The 19,221-nt window shown below is 34.5% G+C and carries 16 protein-coding genes; 13 read left to right on the top strand and 3 right to left on the bottom strand.

Translation table 11 applies throughout. The features are described from left to right. The first annotated feature begins 18 nt into the window (after nt 1-18). Genes IGJ37_RS08870 through IGJ37_RS08855 form a run of 4 tightly spaced genes read left to right on the top strand, consistent with a single transcriptional unit; the run spans nt 19 to nt 5,156 of the window. The gene (locus tag IGJ37_RS08870; RefSeq protein WP_430598903.1) at nt 19-1,506 is read left to right on the top strand and encodes a hypothetical protein; all 1,488 of its coding nucleotides are present in this window, start codon (nt 19-21) and stop codon (nt 1,504-1,506) included. 31 nt (nt 1,507-1,537) lie between these two features. Further along, a complete protein-coding gene (locus tag IGJ37_RS08865) occupies nt 1,538-2,467 on the top strand; it encodes an ABC transporter ATP-binding protein (protein WP_002370411.1) in 930 nt (309 codons plus the stop codon). Nucleotides 2,468-2,472: 5 nt separating this feature from the next. Further along, a complete protein-coding gene (locus IGJ37_RS08860) occupies nt 2,473-3,753 on the top strand; it encodes an ABC transporter permease (RefSeq protein WP_325814880.1) in 1,281 nt (426 codons plus the stop codon). Nucleotides 3,754-3,764: 11 nt separating this feature from the next. Then, nucleotides 3,765-5,156, top strand: coding sequence for a class I adenylate-forming enzyme family protein (locus IGJ37_RS08855; RefSeq protein WP_325814879.1), 1,392 nt, complete (start codon nt 3,765-3,767; stop codon nt 5,154-5,156). Between the two features lie 510 nt (nt 5,157-5,666). Here the strand turns inward: IGJ37_RS08855 and IGJ37_RS08850 are convergent. Further along, complete coding sequence (locus IGJ37_RS08850; protein ID WP_002370408.1) at nt 5,667-6,155, bottom strand: nucleoside 2-deoxyribosyltransferase; 489 nt, start codon at nt 6,153-6,155, stop codon at nt 5,667-5,669. A 23-nt stretch (nt 6,156-6,178) separates the two neighbouring features. Continuing rightward, nucleotides 6,179-7,399 carry a GNAT family N-acetyltransferase gene (locus IGJ37_RS08845; protein WP_002356813.1) on the bottom strand — a complete coding sequence of 407 codons (1,221 nt, stop codon included), beginning with the start codon at nt 7,397-7,399 and terminating at the stop codon, nt 6,179-6,181. Between the two features lie 246 nt (nt 7,400-7,645). Between IGJ37_RS08845 and lepA the strand changes: the two genes are divergently transcribed. After that, entirely contained in the window at nt 7,646-9,484 is a 1,839-nt protein-coding gene (gene lepA, locus IGJ37_RS08840; protein WP_002362887.1) for a translation elongation factor 4, read from the top strand. Nucleotides 9,485-9,763: 279 nt separating this feature from the next. Further along, nucleotides 9,764-10,597: a hypothetical protein gene (locus IGJ37_RS08835; protein WP_325814878.1), complete on the top strand. Its 834-nt coding sequence runs from the start codon at nt 9,764-9,766 to the stop codon at nt 10,595-10,597. A 40-nt stretch (nt 10,598-10,637) separates the two neighbouring features. Here IGJ37_RS08835 and IGJ37_RS08830 read toward each other — a convergent pair whose 3' ends face one another. After that, nucleotides 10,638-11,699 carry a LacI family DNA-binding transcriptional regulator gene (locus tag IGJ37_RS08830; RefSeq protein WP_002356832.1) on the bottom strand — a complete coding sequence of 354 codons (1,062 nt, stop codon included), beginning with the start codon at nt 11,697-11,699 and terminating at the stop codon, nt 10,638-10,640. A gap of 175 nt (nt 11,700-11,874) precedes the next feature. On the opposite strand from IGJ37_RS08830, the gene IGJ37_RS08825 reads away from it, so the two are divergent. The 7 genes from IGJ37_RS08825 (at nt 11,875) to IGJ37_RS08795 (ending at nt 19,153) form a co-directional block, all read left to right on the top strand. Then, nucleotides 11,875-12,261 carry a membrane lipoprotein lipid attachment site-containing protein gene (locus IGJ37_RS08825; protein WP_002359865.1) on the top strand — a complete coding sequence of 129 codons (387 nt, stop codon included), beginning with the start codon at nt 11,875-11,877 and terminating at the stop codon, nt 12,259-12,261. Continuing rightward, the gene (locus tag IGJ37_RS08820; protein ID WP_174121138.1) at nt 12,242-14,041 is read left to right on the top strand and encodes a DUF2264 domain-containing protein; all 1,800 of its coding nucleotides are present in this window, start codon (nt 12,242-12,244) and stop codon (nt 14,039-14,041) included. Before IGJ37_RS08825 ends, IGJ37_RS08820 begins: the two co-directional genes overlap by 20 nt. 15 nt (nt 14,042-14,056) lie before the next feature. After that, a complete protein-coding gene (locus IGJ37_RS08815; protein WP_002359867.1) occupies nt 14,057-15,199 on the top strand; it encodes a glycoside hydrolase family 88 protein in 1,143 nt (380 codons plus the stop codon). A 49-nt stretch (nt 15,200-15,248) separates the two neighbouring features. Further along, a complete protein-coding gene (locus IGJ37_RS08810; protein ID WP_002359868.1) occupies nt 15,249-16,526 on the top strand; it encodes an ABC transporter substrate-binding protein in 1,278 nt (425 codons plus the stop codon). Between the two features lie 150 nt (nt 16,527-16,676). Continuing rightward, the gene (locus IGJ37_RS08805) at nt 16,677-17,579 is read left to right on the top strand and encodes a carbohydrate ABC transporter permease (protein ID WP_002356840.1); all 903 of its coding nucleotides are present in this window, start codon (nt 16,677-16,679) and stop codon (nt 17,577-17,579) included. Further along, complete coding sequence (locus IGJ37_RS08800; protein ID WP_325814877.1) at nt 17,552-18,469, top strand: carbohydrate ABC transporter permease; 918 nt, start codon at nt 17,552-17,554, stop codon at nt 18,467-18,469. The genes IGJ37_RS08805 and IGJ37_RS08800 overlap by 28 nt, the downstream gene beginning before the upstream one ends. Before the next feature lie 12 nt (nt 18,470-18,481). Further along, nucleotides 18,482-19,153 carry a DUF624 domain-containing protein gene (locus IGJ37_RS08795; protein ID WP_325814876.1) on the top strand — a complete coding sequence of 224 codons (672 nt, stop codon included), beginning with the start codon at nt 18,482-18,484 and terminating at the stop codon, nt 19,151-19,153. The last annotated feature ends 68 nt before the right edge of the window (nt 19,154-19,221 follow it).

The following is a 19,221-nucleotide window of genomic DNA, read 5'->3' as shown; positions in this document are numbered from 1 at the left end:
TTGACGGGAGAAAAAGTGGTGTTTTCAAAAAAGGTTTTAGGAGAAATGTCGCAAAAGCAGTTATTAAATAGAGCGATTGATCAAAGTGTAACTTATGTTGAATCCTCTGGTACAAGCGGTATTCGAGGATATGGTTGGTATAGTGATTTTGAATTAAAAGAGATGTCCAATCATATTATCAATAAAGGAGTTCAATTATCTGAAAATGATACAATAATGATTAGATTTCCGTACACATTATCTTTACCAGCACATTTAATAGAAGCTAGTGCTAAAAAAAGTAAGTCAATTATTATCCCAGTAAGTAGTAGAACAGAAATGGCTCCATATTTTAAACTTTTAAGTTTGATGAAAGAACTAGAGGTAACTGTTTTCGCAGCGAACCCAAGAGAAATTGAACTCTTGTTTGAGGCGTTGAGCGTTCAACAACTTACTCCTAGTGAATACTTGCCTAATTTACGAGCTTTTGTAACTGCTGGCGAAGTATTAAGTCATAAAAGAAAGAACTACATAGAGCTTGATTGGGGGATTGAAGTATTCAACTTATATGGAGCAACAGAAGTAGGCAATTTTGGATATACTTGTGAATTTGGAAATATGCATATGGATGAAGAAAATTTTTTTATAGAAAAAGTGCAGCAAGGTGAGTTTTCCTTATTATCGACAGGTCTTAATAAAAATGTGTATATTACTAATAAAAAAAATCATACTTCGAAAATTAGAAATTACGAAATTGAAGATATTATAGAGGTCTTGTCAGAAAAATGTAGTTGTGGAGATTATAATAAGCTAATTCGTGCTAGAGGAAGAATTAGTGATGTAATAAAGTTAAGTAATAAAGAAATAGATATGTTCGAAATACAAGAGGCAATTTATTCATTGAATGACGTTCCTTTTTTTTGGGAAGTTCATGTAGAAAATGAGAATGTCGAAATAAGAATGGAGTATAATATAGATAAAATAATAAATAAATCCGAACTAGAAAGAGAGCTGAAAGATAAACTAGAACTACTTTCTGCAAAAGTTCATATTTTTAAAGAAGGCGAGCTAGTTGATCGTGGAAAAATATTTAAGTATCCAATAAGCAGAAAACCTACGTACATATACAATACAAGAGAAAAAAAGATTAAATCAAAACTTGAATATGGAAAACAAAAACTTCAAAATAAAAATTATCATAGGGCGAAATTATGCTTTAAAGATATAATTAAAGAATATGAATTTTCAGAAGCGTATACTTGGTTAGCTGCTACTATTGGCTCAGAGGCAGAGTCAAAATCATTGATGGAAAAAATCACATTATATCCAAGTTTAAAAAAATATACTGAGTTAGCGGTCAAAAAAAATCCATATGATCCATTTGCTCATTATTTATTGGCTATGCTATTATACAAAACTCCTGAAGAAATTGGGGGAAATCGTAAAAAAGCATTAAGTCATTTTAGAATGTGCAAATATTTAGGATATAAGGAGGACATATCAGTTTATTTTGAAGAGCTGATTTAATGAATAAAAAAATCTTAGTGAGGAGGACGGTATGGATTTTGTTAAAATAAAGGATTTAGTTAAAAGATATGGAGATCATACAGCGTTAAATATAGAAGATATTTCTATTAAAGAAGGTGAAATGACTGGATTATTAGGACCTAATGGTGCTGGAAAATCTACTTTGATTAGCATCCTAACAGGGCTCGATGATCAATACAGCGGATCAGTTTTATATAGAGGAGAAGAAAAGATTTCTAAAGAAAACATCGGCTATGTTCCACAAGATATTGCCTTATATGAAGAATTGAACGCTATAGATAATTTAACATTTTTTGGATCTATGTATATTAGTAATCGAAAAAAAGTTAAAAGTAACGTTAAAGAGATTATTGATATGGTTGGATTAAATAGTAAGGCTAACAAATCAATAAAGACTTATTCAGGGGGAATGAAAAGAAGAATAAATATTGGAGCAGCCTTGGTTCATGAACCACAACTTCTTTTTTTTGATGAACCAACAGTAGGAATTGATCCACAATCAAGAAATTATATTTATGAAATTATCTATAATTTAAAGAATGCAGGGAAAACAATAGTTTATACTACTCACTATATGAATGAAGTAGAAAAATTATGTGATTTTATTTATATTATCGACGAAGGAAAAGTTCTTCTAAAAGGAAGAACGAAAGAACTGTTACAAAGTTTAGGAAAGGGTATATTAGAGTTAACAGTTAAAGATATATCAGTTACTGGTAGAATGCTTTCAATTGCTAAGGGAATTCCAGAAGTCAAGTTATTAAAAGTAAGGGAAAATACCTATTATTTTAGTATGAATAAAAGCATAGAAGAAATAACAAAAAAAATGTTAAAAAAAACCAGTGAAAATAAAATTGTAATTGATTCACTAAATTATTCCCCTCCTAATTTAGATACGTTGTTTCTAATAACTACTGGAAAAGAGTTAAGGGAGGGATAACAAATATGAAATGGAAATATATTGCAATTAAAGATATAAAAATTCTCTTGAAAGATCCTAGCGCGCTAGTTGTATTATTACTACTACCATTAATGTTCATGATTATTATGAGCTTTGCGTTGAAAAATGAATATGGTAGTAACGATAATCCAGTTATTTTAGGATACTTTGATAAAGACAACACTAGAGCATCTCGTGATTATCTAACTAAATTCGAGGAGTCAAGAGGACTTTCTTTAAAAAAAATAAGTTCGGCAGAAGAATTTTCTAGATATAAGGAAGAAAATAAATATATTGTTTTACTTATGATACCTGAAGGATTTGAGAAATCAATAATCAACAATACTAAAATTAATATTGAAATGTTTTCTGATGCCACTCAAGCAACTACAGCAAATGTGTTGATTCAGTCAATTAAAGGGATTTCTAGAGCTTTTGAAGTCAAGTATCAATTAGAAAGTTATGGCAGAAAACAGGCGGGTCTGACTAACGAATTTGTTAATGAAGCTGTTGGACAAACAATTAAAGATATTGAAAATAATTTAGGTATGTCCATACATGCTAATAGTTTTCAAAATGAAGACAAGGAAAAAAGTATTAGTAAAGATACAGAAAAATTAATGAAGGAAGAAGTAGAAATACAAACAATTTTCGTTGAAAATGTATTTAGTAATGAACAAAAGAAAGCTCCAAACTCGTTTCAACAAAATGTTCCTGGATATGCTGTGATGTTTGCTTTTTTTATTGTCATGTGGTCAGGAAAATCGTTTTTGAAAGAACGAGAAAGTGGTACATGGAAGAGGTTGTTAACATCTAAAGCTAGTTCATTTGACATATATTTTGGTAAATTTATTCCAAATTATGTAGTGAATTTTTTTCAAGTTCTTTTTTTATTTATATTTGGAAGCTTGGCATTTAAAATGAGTCTAGGGAAAAATTTGTATGCTTTGATTTTGTTGATAGCTATTTTATCTTTATGCAGTACGTCTTTAGGAGTATTGCTGTCATTGATTGCTAAAACTGATTCCCAACTTACAGGCTATTCATTGTTTATTGTTCTATTTTCAGCTGCATTAGGAGGGACTATGGTTCCTCTAAGTTTAATGCCTGATATGATGCAAAATGTTGCAAAACTAGTTCCACAATCATGGGCATTAGAAGGATTTCAAACAATCATTGTAAATAATGGGAATATTTCAAATATAGCAACAAATTTTATTGCTTTATTAGGTTTTTCATTAGTATTTTTGCTGAGTTCCTTGGTGCTCATTAAAATAAAAAAATAGGAGATTGTACAATGCGGTCTGTAATAAAAAACATTAATGATATGGCTAATTTGTACCCTAATAGAGAAGCATATATTGGGATAAATGAAAAAGTAACATATAAAGAATTAAATGAAAAGATTTCAAAAATGTTGATTTTTCTCAGTAAAATAGAAAATAATATAGATCAAATATGTACTATTTGTCAAAAGGAATCTAATGCGGTAGCCATATTATTAGCAACTAGTTTACTAAACATTGATAATTCAATAATTCCATATGATGCACATCAGTATACTAAGATTGAAGATGTAGAGTTTACCAATGATGCTATTGTTATTTCGGAAGAAGATTTTGACAAAAATACTACCATTTTAACAGATGTGAGTAATCATTTTATTAATAGTCCTATTGAAAAAATTAATATCAAAGATATAGTTGAAAAAGAATCGTTAAAAGATATTCAATTGTTTTTTGAGAAAAGTTGCAGCCCTGCTAAATTAATATTATATACTTCAGGAACTACAGGAAAATCTAAAGGGGTCATTGTCAGCTATAATCAATTTAACTTTATTAATGTCCCAATTACTGAGCAAAATGAAGGCATTAATATCATCACAAAAGGTAGTTCAGTAAGACCATTTTTGGGGACAATACTTTCAACTTTGAAAGAAGGAAAAACTATTCTTCAAATTGACGTAGATAATTGTTTTGATATGACTAATCTATGTGAAAGAGCAGATATAGAATCTTTAACTACAAATATATATGGAATAAAAAAATTTATTTCTATAGCTAAAAAGAATAAACATCTTTATAATAGGATACCTTTGGTTACAATTACAGGAGGAGTAATGCATCAATTTTTAAGAGAAAAATCAGTTGAAGTGTTTCCTAATGCAAAATTGTTAGATTTATATGGACAAACAGAATTAGGGTTAATATCTGTTATTGATTCAACAGAATGGTGTGAAAATGAATATTGTGTAGGGACACCTAGTTTTTTTGTGGATGTCACTATAAAAGATTTGCATTCTCATATGGAGCTTAAAGAAAGAGAGATTGGACATATAACTGTCAAAAGTAACCACAAATTTAAGGGGTACAGTAACCATACAGCTATAGCGCTCGATGAAGTGTACACAGGAGATTTGGGATACCTTAAAGATAGTAAATTATATTTATTGGGTAGAATATCCGATTGCCTAAAATATGGGGACTCTTGGTTGTTAAAAAGAGACATAGAATGTAAGTTATCTGAAGGGTTTTCAGAAAAATTTCAAGTTCTGGTAAGAGATGGAAGATTTTATATAATTTTAGAAAGGCACTCTTCTAGGATAGAAAAAATTATTGAAGACAAATTTAGTTCATTCAAGCAATTGATTCAAATAAAAATTGTTCAGGAAATAAACGAAACAAATTAGTATACAAAATCTAGTTATCAAATTTTGAGTACTAATAATTTATAGATTAGGAATAAAGCCTATTAAAAATAGCTTTCTTTCTATAAAAAAGAAGCTGGAACCGAAGAAACAATGTAACTAAATAATTATAAATATATTGAAGATTAAGTAAATACACTATGACTAGATGCTTTATCAAGAAAAATATGTTAATTAGTAGTACAGGCAATGAGGAAAAGTAGAGTATTGTTGAATCAAGAGGAGAAAATTCACTGGATTTTTTGTATGTATTGAAGAGATCGGGTTTCCTCCGTTTATTAGTTTTTAAGAGTGGAGCAAAAATCTAAAGTGATTTTTATCTCACGCTCTCAAGATAGCTTCTAATGAGGTATTAAAAGCCTCGCAAATTGTTGAGATGAAGTTGGTTTCTTGACCACTAAGCATAAAAAAGAAGACTGAAAATAAAAACGATTTTCGGTCTTCTTTTTTATGCTTTTTGAGGATTATGCCCCAAACTCTGTTTTCATTTCTTTATACACACTTTGACAATCGTTGCTTAATTTCTTCCAACAAATCCTCTTCTGAAGAAACAACCCGACCATTCAATTTAATCAAACCAACTGTATAAAGGTTTAAATAATGGAATTGATTTTCAGCGACTTCGTTCAAAGCATCAAGCTTTTGGTGATTATCAGCACCTTGTTGGCGGCTGTCTGTGTAAAGGGCAACCACCGGAATTCCTTTGGCATAAGCAACACCAATTTCGGAAGCTACGCCCGCATCAATGGTTGGTCCGTCTAATAAAGCAACCAATAAGTCGCTAGCAAGGACGTTTTCTGTATCTGCTAAGGCAATCATTTTACTATCGGCATAAGCCGATTTGTCGTTAATCGCCGCATTTTCTTGTGGTAAATAAAGATCGATTGTTTTATCCAATTGTCGAATTTGTTCGACTAAATAGGCATTATAACGTAAGTCAGCTTGCGAAAATAAAGGTCCTGCAAAATAAATTTTTGTCATTTGTCTGTCTCCAATCCAAGGGTTTAGAAATAATCACTGAAATAAGCTTCTTGGTCAGGAAAAATCCGTTCCAAAGAATTTAAAGTTTCTTTATCTGTATCAATGCGCTCAATTCGATGTAAGTACGAAGGGCGTCGGTAATTCATGACTAAACAAGTTAGTGTTTGAATATCTAAGTGAACGGCGGTGCCTAGAGGTTCATCCGTAATGGTTACTTGATCATTTTCATCCCAAATTAAGCCAAAAATACCATTATTCCACTCAGCCACAGGATCTTTAACGACAAAATGGAAGGGCTTAGCTGTACTTTCAAAAGGGAAGTTTTCTAAAAAGGCTTTGACATCGACAATTCGCGCCATATAATAGGGTTCAATGCTTTCTTTAATTTGGCTGTCTTCTAAAAGAAAGGCTAATGGTTCGTTTTTATAGATATCGCCCTTGACCCAATAAACCATCGAAAAATGCGCAGTAATAAAATTCCACAAGCCATTTCGGGCTTCTTGGTTCAAGTAAAACATTTCCTTAATATGAAATACCTCATCGGCCACCCAATAGAAAAGTACTCCTAAAGGTTCTTGATTGGCACCATAATAGACAGCAGCAGTCCGTTCTTCCTCGTTTTCGAAACGCCAATATTCTTCCCAGTTGAAGGCACTACGAATGAGCGCGCCGTGATTTTGACGAGCGAATCGCGCATAGACATCAAAGACATCTGGGTGATCGACAGCTAACCGTTCAATCATTCCCGGAACAGGAACGGTTTTTGGTAATTGCGTATCCCGAATTTTAAAAGATAACTTGTCAGACATGATTTCCCAACCTTTACGTCGGTAATAAGGAATGTTGTAAGGGAAAAGATAAGAAATCCACTGTTTATCTTGGCGCATTTCTTCTAATGCCGTTTGAATCAAGTCTTTCATTAAACCGTGGTTGGCATATTCAGGATAGGTGCCGACACCAGTAACGCCGCCCATTTTATATAAAGCACCATGGATATTGACTTCGCATGGATAGATAGCAATTTGTGAAATTAATTGATTTTCGTGAAACCAGCCAAATACTTTTGAAAGTTCTAAAATCGGTTGTTTTGATTTGATAAATGCGCGTTTGTTTTCAAAACCACTTTCTTCAATATCTGCTTCAGTCACTTGAAAAACATAGGAAAGAAGTTCATTAAATTGATCAATGTGTTCTTCCTCAACAGGCTTTAAGGTCAGTTGCTTTCGAAATTCTTGTTCATCCATTTTTCCATCTCCAATAAATTTACTGTTTTTAGTATACCAAATTTTTCGAAACTCTGTTAGCCTTTCGAAACCAAAAGAATAAAAGGGAAGTGCTTTAAATCTTCTTCAAAAATTGGTATAATGAAAAGTGCTGATTATCCTAGACCTTTAAACATGATAATTTGATAAAAAAGGCAACTAAAATATAACAATTGATTGATGAAGCTAGCAGGGAGCTAGCTTTTCTTAAAAGAAATGAGGCAAAAAATGAACAATAAAGAAATGAAAGCAAGACAAGAGAAAATTCGTAATTTCTCGATCATTGCCCACATTGACCATGGGAAGTCAACTTTAGCCGACCGGATTTTGGAAAAAACAAATACAGTTAGCAGTCGAGAAATGCAAGATCAATTACTTGATTCAATGGATTTAGAGAGAGAACGCGGCATTACCATCAAATTAAACGCAATTGAATTAAACTATACAGCCAAAGATGGTGAAACCTATACTTTCCATTTGATTGACACACCAGGGCACGTCGATTTCACCTATGAAGTTTCTCGTAGCTTGGCAGCTTGTGAAGGGGCTGTTCTAGTTGTTGATGCGGCGCAAGGAATTGAAGCGCAAACGCTAGCAAATGTCTATTTGGCATTGGATAATGACTTAGAAATTTTACCTGTTATTAATAAAATTGATTTACCCGCCGCTGATCCAGAGCGTGTTCGGACAGAGATTGAAGACGTAATTGGAATTGATGCATCGGAAGCTGTTTTAGCAAGTGCAAAAGCAGGGATTGGGATTGAAGATATTTTAGAACAAGTGGTGGAGTATGTACCAGCTCCATCAGGCGATATTGAGGCTCCTTTAAAGGCTTTGATTTTTGACTCTATTTACGATAGTTATCGGGGGGTCGTTTTAAACATCCGTGTAATTGACGGTGTCGTTCGTCCTGGGGATAAAATCCAAATGATGAGTAACGGTAAAACGTTTGATGTAACAGAAGTCGGCGTTTTTTCACCGAAACCAATCGCTCGTGATTATTTAATGGTTGGTGATGTGGGCTATATCACCGCTAGCATTAAAACGGTTCAAGATACACGGGTCGGGGATACAGTGACTTTGGCCGACAATCCAGCAGCAGAAGCACTACCAGGCTATCGCAAAATGAATCCAATGGTTTATTGTGGCTTATATCCAATTGATACGTCGCGCTACAATGATTTACGGGAAGCATTAGAAAAATTACAATTAAATGATGCGGCGTTACAATTTGAACCAGAAACATCGCAAGCTTTAGGGTTTGGTTTCCGTTGTGGTTTCTTAGGTTTGCTGCACATGGATGTTGTTCAGGAACGTTTGGAACGAGAATTTAATTTAGAGTTAATTACAACAGCACCGTCCGTAATCTATCACGTTAATAAAACTGACGGAACAACCGTTGTTGTTGACAACCCAGCTGAATTTCCAGAACCAGTAACGATTGAATCTGTGGAAGAACCTTATGTTAAAGCGCAAATCATGGTGCCAAACGATTATGTAGGAGCAGTAATGGAATTATCACAACGTAAACGTGGCGAATTCATTACAATGGATTACTTAGACGATTATCGTGTAAACGTAGTTTATGAAATTCCGTTATCTGAAATCGTGTTTGACTTTTTCGATAAATTGAAATCAAGTACAAAAGGCTATGCATCCTTAGATTACGAAATGGCTGGCTATCGTACCAGCCGTCTAGTAAAAATGGATATTCTATTAAATGCTGAAAAAGTGGATGCTTTAAGCTTTATTGTTCACCGAGATTTCGCATTTGAGCGTGGTAAAGCGATTGTTGAGAAACTGAAAAAACTAATTCCACGTCAACAGTTTGAAGTCCCAGTTCAAGCGGCGATTGGTCAAAAAATTGTGGCTCGTTCAGATATTAAAGCCTTACGCAAAAACGTACTGGCTAAATGCTATGGTGGCGATGTTTCTCGTAAACGTAAATTGTTAGAGAAACAAAAAGAAGGGAAGAAACGGATGAAACAAATTGGATCCGTGGAAGTTCCTCAAGAAGCCTTTATGGCGGTTCTGAAGATGGATGAAGATGATCAGAAAAAATCATAAATTTATTCTTTTTTTATTGAAAGTGGGACATTAGTCATTTCGACTTGAGCCGACTCCAAAAAGTTAGACCTAGAAATCTAACTTTTGGGGGTCGGCTCAACTTATGTCCCACTTTTTAAATCTTAAAGATAATCAGTTTGAACAAAAGAAGACTTTTAAGAAAATCCTTTTTATTTTTTTGATCTAAACATTTATGCTTTAATTAGTCGTTATTTTAGTAAAAAATAGATTAATTTACTAAAATAATATATAATAAAGGTAAAACTAGGAGGGAAGCATATGACGTGTATTTCATTATCGATTTTAAATCAAGAACAAGAAGTTAGAAAAGCTAAGATAGATGATTCAGATTCTTTGAAAGAGTTAACTATTACAGGAAAAGATTTTGTTTGTTTAGCTGCTTGGGATTGTCAATTACAAGACGGCGATGTGATTCAAGTTTGTTTAGATACGCCCAATACTTATTTAATGGTGAAGTTAGATGCTACGCTTGATAGCAGTTTAATTTATGTTCCAGAACAAAAATGGACGTTTCCAATCATAAAAAATGAAAACGCTATCGAAGCGCGAGCAGCGTATCGTTTTGAAACCAAGAAACCTTATATAAGTGTGCGTATTGCCACTAAAGAAGAAATTAAGAGTTATCGTAATTGGGCGTTAAATCCGCATGATTTACAACATTTTACTGGTGCGTATCCTCATGCATCTGCCAACGTGGAAACGCGAAATGATGCCACTTTTTTTGCTTGCAATGCGATTGACGGTACCTTCGCTAATCTTTATCATGGGCCGTATCCTTATCAATCATGGGGGATTAATCAGCAATTAGATGCCGCATTAAAAATTGAATTTGGGCGTGAAGTCTTGTTGGATAAAGTGATCTTAACATTACGAGCGGACTTTCCTCATGATAATTATTGGCAACAAGTGACTTTAAAATTTTCCGACGGTACACATGAGGTCTTTAAAACTGTTAAGACTGAGCAACGCCAGAGCTTTACCTTTGCGAAACGGGCAGCGGAGTGGGTGATACTAACAGAGTTAATTCAAGCAGATGAACCATCACCATTTCCAGCATTAACACAAATTGAATTATTTGGTCAAAACAAATAAAAAATAAGGACGGTTCCTTTATAGGAGCGGTCCTTATTTTTTATTTCTGGCGTGGGCTAGTTGTTGATTGGCGGACAACCAATTCTGTGTTTAACAGGACTCTACGAGGAATGCTAGGCATTTGAATTCGTTTGTGCAATAAATTAATGCCTGTCTCGCCCATTTCTTCAGTAAAGGCATGGACAGAGGATAGCGGTGGTGAGACATATTGAGAAATAGAGATATCATTGATCCCCATGACACTAATTTCTTCAGGAACCTTTATACCGTGTGCGGCTAACGTATGTATCACACCGATTGCAAAGGCGTCATTATAAGCAAGAATCGCAGTAGGTAAATCATTTCCCCATTTCTCTAACGCTTCTTCTGTCAATTGTTCCCCCGTTTTGACATCCAACATCCCATTTTCTTTTAAGATAAAATAATCTTCGTTAAACAAGTGATAATGCTGCATAATGTCAAGATAAGCATTGGTTGTCGGCGTTTTATAGCGACGGAAACCATACATGTTTTCGCTTTCTTCGGCACCAATAAAGGCAATTTTTTCGTGACCCAATTCCAAAAGATGGGTTAAGGCAATCTCGGTTGCTTGATAAAAATCAGTATTTACAGAATCAAATTCTTCCAGTGGAAAATTACTGCCAATTACACAAAGGTTTGGATGCAGTTGCTGCAACTCTTGTAACGTCTTTTGGGTGAATTTGCCAATTGCCAAAATGCCATCAATCCCTTGAAGGTTATGTTGTTCCAATTGAGAAACTTTTAGAATATTGTAACCTAACTCTTCGGCCCGCTTTTCAGCGCCTAAACGAATCGACATATAGTAAATATCCGTTAGTTCTTCGTCATCTGAACGCCACTGAACGACGGCAATCGAAGGCTCTTGCGGAGCTGTTTGTACGGAAAGGTTAGGTGTCAGTTGCTCCTGCTGTTTGTTTTTATTTTTAGTTTTATATTTCGTATAATTCAGGGTTTCTGCTGCTTCAAAAATTTTTCGCTTGGTTTCCTCTGTAACGGATAAGTTTGGATCATAGTTCAGAACTCGCGATACAGTTGAAATTGAAACATTCGCGACTTTTGCGATATCTGTGATAGTTGCCATTCTAAATGCCTCCTTCTCAAGTACTATTATAGCATATAGTATATTTCTTTTTAGTAAAAAAAAGCAAGAAAAAGCTTTTTTTACTTTTTTTTAGCAAAAACTATTGATTTTTTGACTAAAAAAATATACTATAAAGTCAAAGAAAGCGCTTTAATTCGATGGAGAAGGTGGTTTAGTGAAAAGATTTTCATTTTTTTTACTAATTTTACTTGCTTTAACAGGTTGTAAATCCGGTGAAAAAGAATTTGATGAAGAATCTCTTCAAAATCTAAAGGAAACGGCACAGTCTTATTCAGAAACAGAATTACAAAATGGTGACGTTCGTTTAAATGAATATATTTCTTTGAAAGGGGAGATTGTTGAGAGTGACAGTCGTTCCAGTTTAATAAAAAAAGGTGATCGTTTTATTTTGAAAAGTGGTTCTAGTAAATATCAAGTTTTTAATGAGCAAAAGAAAAAATTGAAGATTGGTGACGAAGTGACAGTTTACGGAGAATATTACGGCTTTTTGAAAGGGACATTAATTGAAAGTGAGGAGAATCATGATTCAGCCACGAATTAGACAGAATCCTTTTGAAACATACGAAGAAGTTGCAGAAGGATTTGAAGATTTATTAGCGCCACTGGAATTGTTTTTTGATCGAGAGTATCAAGGTCATCTGGATTTAGGGACACACGGAACGGTTTATTCTAAAGGGACACGTGATGCGGAGGCATTTTTACGACCATTATGGGGACTAGGTCCTTATGTAACGCAAAATGAAAGTGAGTATTTGAATGACTTTCTAACGGGAATTATCGAAGGAACCGATCCTGAGAGTTCATCTTATTGGGGAAAAACAAAAGATTATGATCAATTGATTGTTGAGATGGCAGCATTAAGTACATTTCTTTTGTTAAACAAAGAAAAAACGTGGGACCAATTAACAAAAGAACAGCAAAACAATTTACACAGTTGGCTGATACAAGCCAATGAAAACATTATTCCGCCAAATAATTGGCATTTCTTTAGAGTGTTGCTGAATTTAACGATGAAACATTGTGAAATGCCGTATTCAAAAGAACAGATTGCTGTTGATTTGGCTGTAATTGATCGTTTTTATGTCGGTAATGGTTGGTATTATGACGGAGTCGAGACACAAGTTGATTATTATGTTTCTTTTGCTATTCATTATTATAGTTTATTGTATTGTCGTTTTGCCCCGGAAGATACCGCAAGAGTGGCTATTATGAAGGAACGAGCAACTTTGTTCGCGCAAGAGTTTAAATATTGGTTTACTCAGCCAGGAGAAGCGATTCCCTTTGGACGTAGCTTAACATATCGTTTTGCTCAAGTGTCATTTTTTAGTGCTTTAGTTTTTGCAGATGTTGAAGCATTGCCGTGGGGTGAGATCAAAGGTCTAATCAGCCGACATCTTCATCAATGGATGAACAAAGATATTTTTACAACAGATGGATTATTGTCGGTAGGTTATGATTATCAAAATATGGTCTTTGCCGAAGGCTATAATGGTCCTGGTTCACCTTATTGGGCCTTTAAAACATTCATTTTGTTAGCGGTTCCAAAAGATCATCCTTATTGGCAAGCAGAAACACAGCCTATTAGCTTTCCAGAAAAACACTTACCTTCACCAGAAAGTCGGAACTACTATCAAGTAAATGATGCAGGGACACATGGTTTAATGTTTCCAGCGGGACAATTTATTAATTATCAAGCTCATGCGCATGATAAATATAGTAAATTTGTTTATTCTTCCCATTTTGGTTTCAGTACTATAAAGAGTGATTATTGGTATTACGAAGGTGCTTATGATAATTGCTTGGCTTTAGCTGAAGACGACCACTATTTCCGCACGAAAGGATTAGATGATCAGTACGAAATTCTTGATGATCGTATCATTCATCAATGGCATCCTTGGTCCGATGTAGCAATCAAAACGACAATTGTACCATTAGAAGGCCAACATTTACGGATCCACGAAATTGAGACACAACGTGCATTAGTGGCTTATGAAGGTGGCTTCTCAATCCCGCTCTTCGATGAAAAGGTCACTTGTGTTTCTGATCAAATGGCTGAGGTAAAAAATGCAAAAGGTGTGTCAAAAGTAGAAAATATCAACGGCTTTTCTGAAGCTGCGATTATTCGAACAGAACCGAATACAAATTTACTTTATCCGTTAACGGAGTTGCCATATTTGAAAGCAAACTTGTCGAAAGGGAAACATCTTTTAATTTCATTGGTGACAGGCGTACTACCGAATGAACAAATTGAGCCAGTTAAAGTTAGGTTAAAAGAAAATCAGCTTTTAGTTGAAGAAAAAGTTGTAATTTTGGGGAATTAGGGGGAGAAATACACAATGACAGAAAATGGACAGATTGAGTGGTTGCCGAAGCAAATCAGTTTTGCTTTAAACAAAGTTAGAGGAAATTTAGAGACATTTAAAGAATTAGTTCCACCCGCGGCAAGTTTAAATCAAATTTATTATCCTGAAGAAAATATTGACTGGACGGCCAGCTTTTGGCCAGGAATGTTATTTTTAGCAAAGGAATTAACAAATTCAACAGAGTTCGATGAGGTGATTGCCACACAGATGGCTTCTTTTCAACATCGCTTGGATGAACAAATTGAGCTGGAAACACATGATATAGGCTTTTTGTATATTTTAACAGCCATTGCTGATTATCAAGTCAATGGTCATGAGGCCTCAAAAGAAATGGCCTTGCAAGCTGCGGACTTATTAATGAAACGTTATTCACCAAAAGCCAAGATTATTCAAGCTTGGGGGAATTTAGACGATCCAGAGCAACGAGGTAGAATGATTATTGATTGTTTAATGAACTTACCATTATTATACTTTGCAGCAAAAATGACTGGCAAGCAAGAGTATTATGAAGCTGCCTACAATCATGCGAAACAAACACAAAAATATATTGTGCGAGAAAATCACACTACGTTCCATACGTATTATTTTGATACGGAAACAGGCGAAGCCTTGTACGGAAAGACACAGCAAGGATACTCAGATGATTCTTGTTGGGCTCGCGGCCAAGCCTGGGGAATTTACGGCTTTACGTTAAGTTATTTATATACAGGAGATAGTAGTTTTCTGGAAACAGCAAAAAATGTTGCTGATTACTTTATTCAAGAATTACCAGAGGACAAAATCTGTTACTGGGATTTAATTTTCAATGAAGGGAGTGAAGAAGAACGTGATAGCTCATCTGCTGCAATTGCCGCATGTGGCTTACTAGAATTATCTCGTCAGCTTCCATTAAATGATGAAAAACATGGCTATTATGAAAAGGTTGCGCTAGAACTATTACAAGCATTAGCGGAAAAGTATACAACGGTTTTACAACCAGAGTCGAACGGCCTATTGCTTCATGGTGTCTATGATAAAAAAACAAATACAGGAGTCGATGAATGCATGATTTGGGGCGACTACTTTTATTTGGAAGCGTTAACTCGTTTAGCGAAAAGCTGGTATTCTTTTTGGTAATTCATGGAGGAAAACTCCTAAAAAATAATAAATAGCGGAGGTAGTACAAATGAAATTTTGGAAAAAAGGCTTAACAGCGGCAGCGTTGTTAGCAGTGGCGGCAGTAACTTTAACAGCATGTGGTGGTTCAAGTGAAAAGAAAGCAACTGAAAAGAGTGAAGATGGCAAAACAAAATTAACAGTAACTACTTGGAATTATGACACGACTCCAGAATTTGAGAAATTATTCAGAGCTTTTGAAGCGGAAAATCCTGATATCACTATTGAACCGGTGGACATTGCTTCAGATGATTATGACACAAAAGTAACAACGATGCTTTCATCAGGAGATACGACGGATATTTTAACCATGAAAAACTTACTTTCATATTCTAATTACGCGCTACGCAATCAATTGGTGGATTTAACCGATCACGTTAAAGATTTAGATATCGAACCTGCCAAAGCAAGTTACGAGATGTATGAAATCGATGGTAAAACCTATGCTCAGCCTTACCGTACAGATTTCTGGGTATTGTATTACAATAAAAAAATGTTTGATGAAGCCGGAATTGCCTATCCCGATAACTTAACTTGGGATGAATATGAAGCGTTAGCGAAAAAATTATCTAAACCAGAAGAACAAGTATATGGTGCCTATCAACATACTTGGCGTTCAACCGTTCAAGCGATTGCTGCTGCTCAAAACAATGCCAATTTGATTGAACCAAAATACAATTATATGGAAACTTATTATGATCGCGCATTGAGAATGCAAAAAGATCAATCACAAATGGATTTTGGAACAGCAAAATCAACAAAAGTAACGTATCAATCACAATTTGAAAATTCAAAAGCGGCGATGATGTACATGGGTAGCTGGTACATGGGGACTTTATTAACAAACATTGATGATGGCAAAACAAATGTCGAATGGGGGATTGCCGAAATACCACAACAAGAAAAAGGCAAAGCAACTACCTTTGGCTCACCGACAAGTTTTGCAATTAATAAAAACAGTAAAAAACAAAAAGCTGCTCAAAAATTCTTAGACTTTGCTTCAGGTAAAGAAGGTGCAAAACTTTTAGCAGAAGTAGGGGTGGTTCCTTCTTATAAAACAGATGAAATTGATAAAATCTACTTTGCAAGAAAAGGAATGCCTTCAGACGAAGTCTCACAAAAAGCCTTTAACCCAGATACAATTAATTTAGAATTCCCATCTGATAAAAACGGTGCCGCAATTGATAAAGTATTACAAGAAGAACATGATTTAATTATGGTTGGCGACGAAAAACCAAAAGATGGTATTGCTAACATGGAAAAACGTGTCAAAGCAGAGATAGACTAATTATTATTTTCTGCAAAAACACAAAAGATTGATGAAAAAAATAAGCTGAAATGAGTAACCTACAATGAATTTCAGCTTATTTTTTTAAATAAAGAATGTAGCTTGAGTTTGGAAGGAGGGCCTGTTAAGTTCACTTAACAGAATACAATTATGGAAATTACTTCAAAAACAAAAACAGCAAATAAATTGAGACGAAAAAATACGTGGACTGCGTTATCTTTTATCGCACCAAACTTTATTGGCTTTTTCCTCTTCACTTTAATCCCGGTTATCTGTTCACTGATTTTAGCTTTTATGAGTTGGGATTCTTTTTCAACCCCTGAATTTGTCGGAATGAAAAATTTCACCAAAATGATTCATGATGATACGTTTTGGATTTCGTTAAAACAAACGTTTATCTATACGATTGGTGTTGTTCCGTTAACATTGATTTGCTCATTAGGACTAGCGATTTTGTTGAATCGTAAAATTAGAGGGATGAAATTTTTTAGAACGGCTTTTTTCTTTCCTTATGTAACGTCATTAGTTGCGATTGCGGTCGTTTGGAATATGCTATTTCATCCAACAATGGGACCAATTAATCAATTTTTGAAATTATTTATTGAAAATCCTCCTGGCTGGACATCTAGTTCTACTTGGGCTTTACCAGCAATTATCATCGTTAGTGTGTGGCGCTTTATGGGGTATTATATGATTTTGTATTTAGCTGGTTTACAAAGTGTGCCAAGAGAATTATATGAAGCAGCGTCAATGGATGGCGCGGGTAAATGGAATCAATTTTTAAATGTTACCTTACCTTCACTACGACCAACGACCTTTTTCGTGACTATCATGCTTGTAATTAACTGTTTCAAAGTGTTTGACTTAGTTCAAGTTATGACTGGTGGTGGACCAGGACGTGCAACGAATGTGTTAGTTTACGAAATTTACAATGAAGCCTTTGTCAAATTTAATTTTGGTTATGCATCAGCCATTGCGATGGTCTTATTCATCATCGTTCTAGCGATTACTGTGGCTCAATTTAAATGGAATCAACATCAAGAGAAAGTTTAGGAGGAGAAAAGATGGAAGCAACTTTTTCAAAAAAAGAAAATACTCGAAAAGCAAAAACGAAAAAAGCAGAAAAAGTCACACCTGGTGGGATCCTTGTAATCATTCTCTTAACTTTACTTGCGTTAATTACTTTGGTGCCTTTCATTTGGATGGTTTCAGCATCATTTAAAACAAACAATGAAGTTTTCACCATTCCAATTCAATGGATTCCTAAAAGTTGGCATCCAGAAAACTATTCCGTTATTTGGGAACGCATTCCGTTGTTAACTTTCTTTAAAAATACGTTATTTTTAAGTATTATGATTACGATTATTCAACTATTTACTTCAAGCTTTGCAGCATATGGCTTTTCAAAAATGAATTTTAGAGGAAGAGATACACTTTTTATTACGTACATCGCAACAATTGCTATTCCTTGGCAATCGTATATGATTCCACAATTTATTATGATGCGTCAATTAGGTTTGACTGACACGTTATGGTCACTTGTTTTATTACAAGCATTTAATGCATTTGGAGTCTTTTTACTGAAACAATATTACAGTAGTATTCCAGATTCACTATGTGAAAGTGCGCGGATTGATGGGTTAAGTGAGTGGGGAATTTATTGGAAAATTATTTTACCATTAACCAAACCAGCTTTAGCCAGTCTCACGATTATTACTTTTGTGAATACATGGAATGACTATATGGGACCTTTCATTTATTTATCTTCTACTGAGAATAAAACGATTCAGTTAGGTTTGAAAATGTTCGTCGGTTTATTTGATGCTGAATATGCCTTAATCATGGCCGCATCAGTGGTTTCTATTTTACCAGTAGGGATTGTCTTTTTAGCAATGCAAAAATACTTTGTTGAAGGTATTGCTACATCTGGAATGAAGAATTAGGAGGAAGTTTGAATGTTTACTAAGCAAACCTTTGATAATAATATCTATATGAAAATTTTTCGCTGGCTTTACATTTTATTTATCGGTAATCTAGGGCTTCTCTTAGTGAACATTCCTTTTTTTATAGCGGTGATTAGCTTAGACCTTGATCCACGAAACCTCCCACTTTTTGTAGTAACGTTGCTGCCGATGGGGGCAGGGATGATTGCACTTTTAGGCTTAATCGATACTTTTAAAGAAGAAAAGGAGTTGGATCCATTTAAAACTTTTTTCCAAAAGTTTCGTCAGTTTGGGTTAAGAGGCTTTCTTATCAGCTTGCTAGGCTTAGGAAGTAGCATCATCAGTGTGACAGATATATTCTTTTTTGCCAAAACAACGATTGGTAAATGGTTTATTCCATTGATGGTCCTTCTGCTAATTTTTGGGTTAGCTATTATGCTGAATGCTTGGTATTTTCAAGTACGAAACCCGCAAGCTTCTTTTAAAGATGTGTTTCGGATTTCTGTTTACTATGGACTGCGGAAATGGTATGTCAGCTGTCTAAATGTTTTTTTACTATTCTCAATGTTTGCAATGATGTTTTTGAAGCCACAGTTTGGGTTTGTTGTAACCCCTGTCCTTTTCCTAGGGATTATTTATTTAAATACTGGGAAATTGCATGAAAAGCAAAAAAAGAATAAATAATTTTTACATAATAAGTAATCTCGATTTTCAGGAAAATGAATGAAGGTGGGGTTGCTTATTTTGTTCTT

Origin of the sequence: Enterococcus sp. AZ104 (assembly GCF_050546705.1) — a bacterium.
Lineage (GTDB): Bacteria > Bacillota > Bacilli > Lactobacillales > Enterococcaceae > Enterococcus > Enterococcus faecalis.
The sequence above is the reverse complement of the archived record's forward strand: the minus strand, read 5'-3'. Positions and strand labels throughout refer to the sequence as shown.

Coding starts and splice junctions, on each gene's coding strand:
- IGJ37_RS08865 (WP_002370411.1), top strand. CDS start 1,538: ATGGATTTTGTTAAAATAAAGGATTTAGTTAAAAGATATGGAGATCAT.
- IGJ37_RS08860 (WP_325814880.1), top strand. CDS start 2,473: ATGAAATGGAAATATATTGCAATTAAAGATATAAAAATTCTCTTGAAA.
- IGJ37_RS08855 (WP_325814879.1), top strand. CDS start 3,765: ATGCGGTCTGTAATAAAAAACATTAATGATATGGCTAATTTGTACCCT.
- IGJ37_RS08850 (WP_002370408.1), bottom strand. CDS start 6,155: ATGACAAAAATTTATTTTGCAGGACCTTTATTTTCGCAAGCTGACTTA.
- IGJ37_RS08845 (WP_002356813.1), bottom strand. CDS start 7,399: ATGGATGAACAAGAATTTCGAAAGCAACTGACCTTAAAGCCTGTTGAG.
- lepA (WP_002362887.1), top strand. CDS start 7,646: ATGAACAATAAAGAAATGAAAGCAAGACAAGAGAAAATTCGTAATTTC.
- IGJ37_RS08835 (WP_325814878.1), top strand. CDS start 9,764: ATGACGTGTATTTCATTATCGATTTTAAATCAAGAACAAGAAGTTAGA.
- IGJ37_RS08830 (WP_002356832.1), bottom strand. CDS start 11,699: ATGGCAACTATCACAGATATCGCAAAAGTCGCGAATGTTTCAATTTCA.
- IGJ37_RS08820 (WP_174121138.1), top strand. CDS start 12,242: ATGATTCAGCCACGAATTAGACAGAATCCTTTTGAAACATACGAAGAA.
- IGJ37_RS08815 (WP_002359867.1), top strand. CDS start 14,057: ATGACAGAAAATGGACAGATTGAGTGGTTGCCGAAGCAAATCAGTTTT.
- IGJ37_RS08810 (WP_002359868.1), top strand. CDS start 15,249: ATGAAATTTTGGAAAAAAGGCTTAACAGCGGCAGCGTTGTTAGCAGTG.
- IGJ37_RS08805 (WP_002356840.1), top strand. CDS start 16,677: ATGGAAATTACTTCAAAAACAAAAACAGCAAATAAATTGAGACGAAAA.
- IGJ37_RS08800 (WP_325814877.1), top strand. CDS start 17,552: ATGGAATCAACATCAAGAGAAAGTTTAGGAGGAGAAAAGATGGAAGCA.
- IGJ37_RS08795 (WP_325814876.1), top strand. CDS start 18,482: ATGTTTACTAAGCAAACCTTTGATAATAATATCTATATGAAAATTTTT.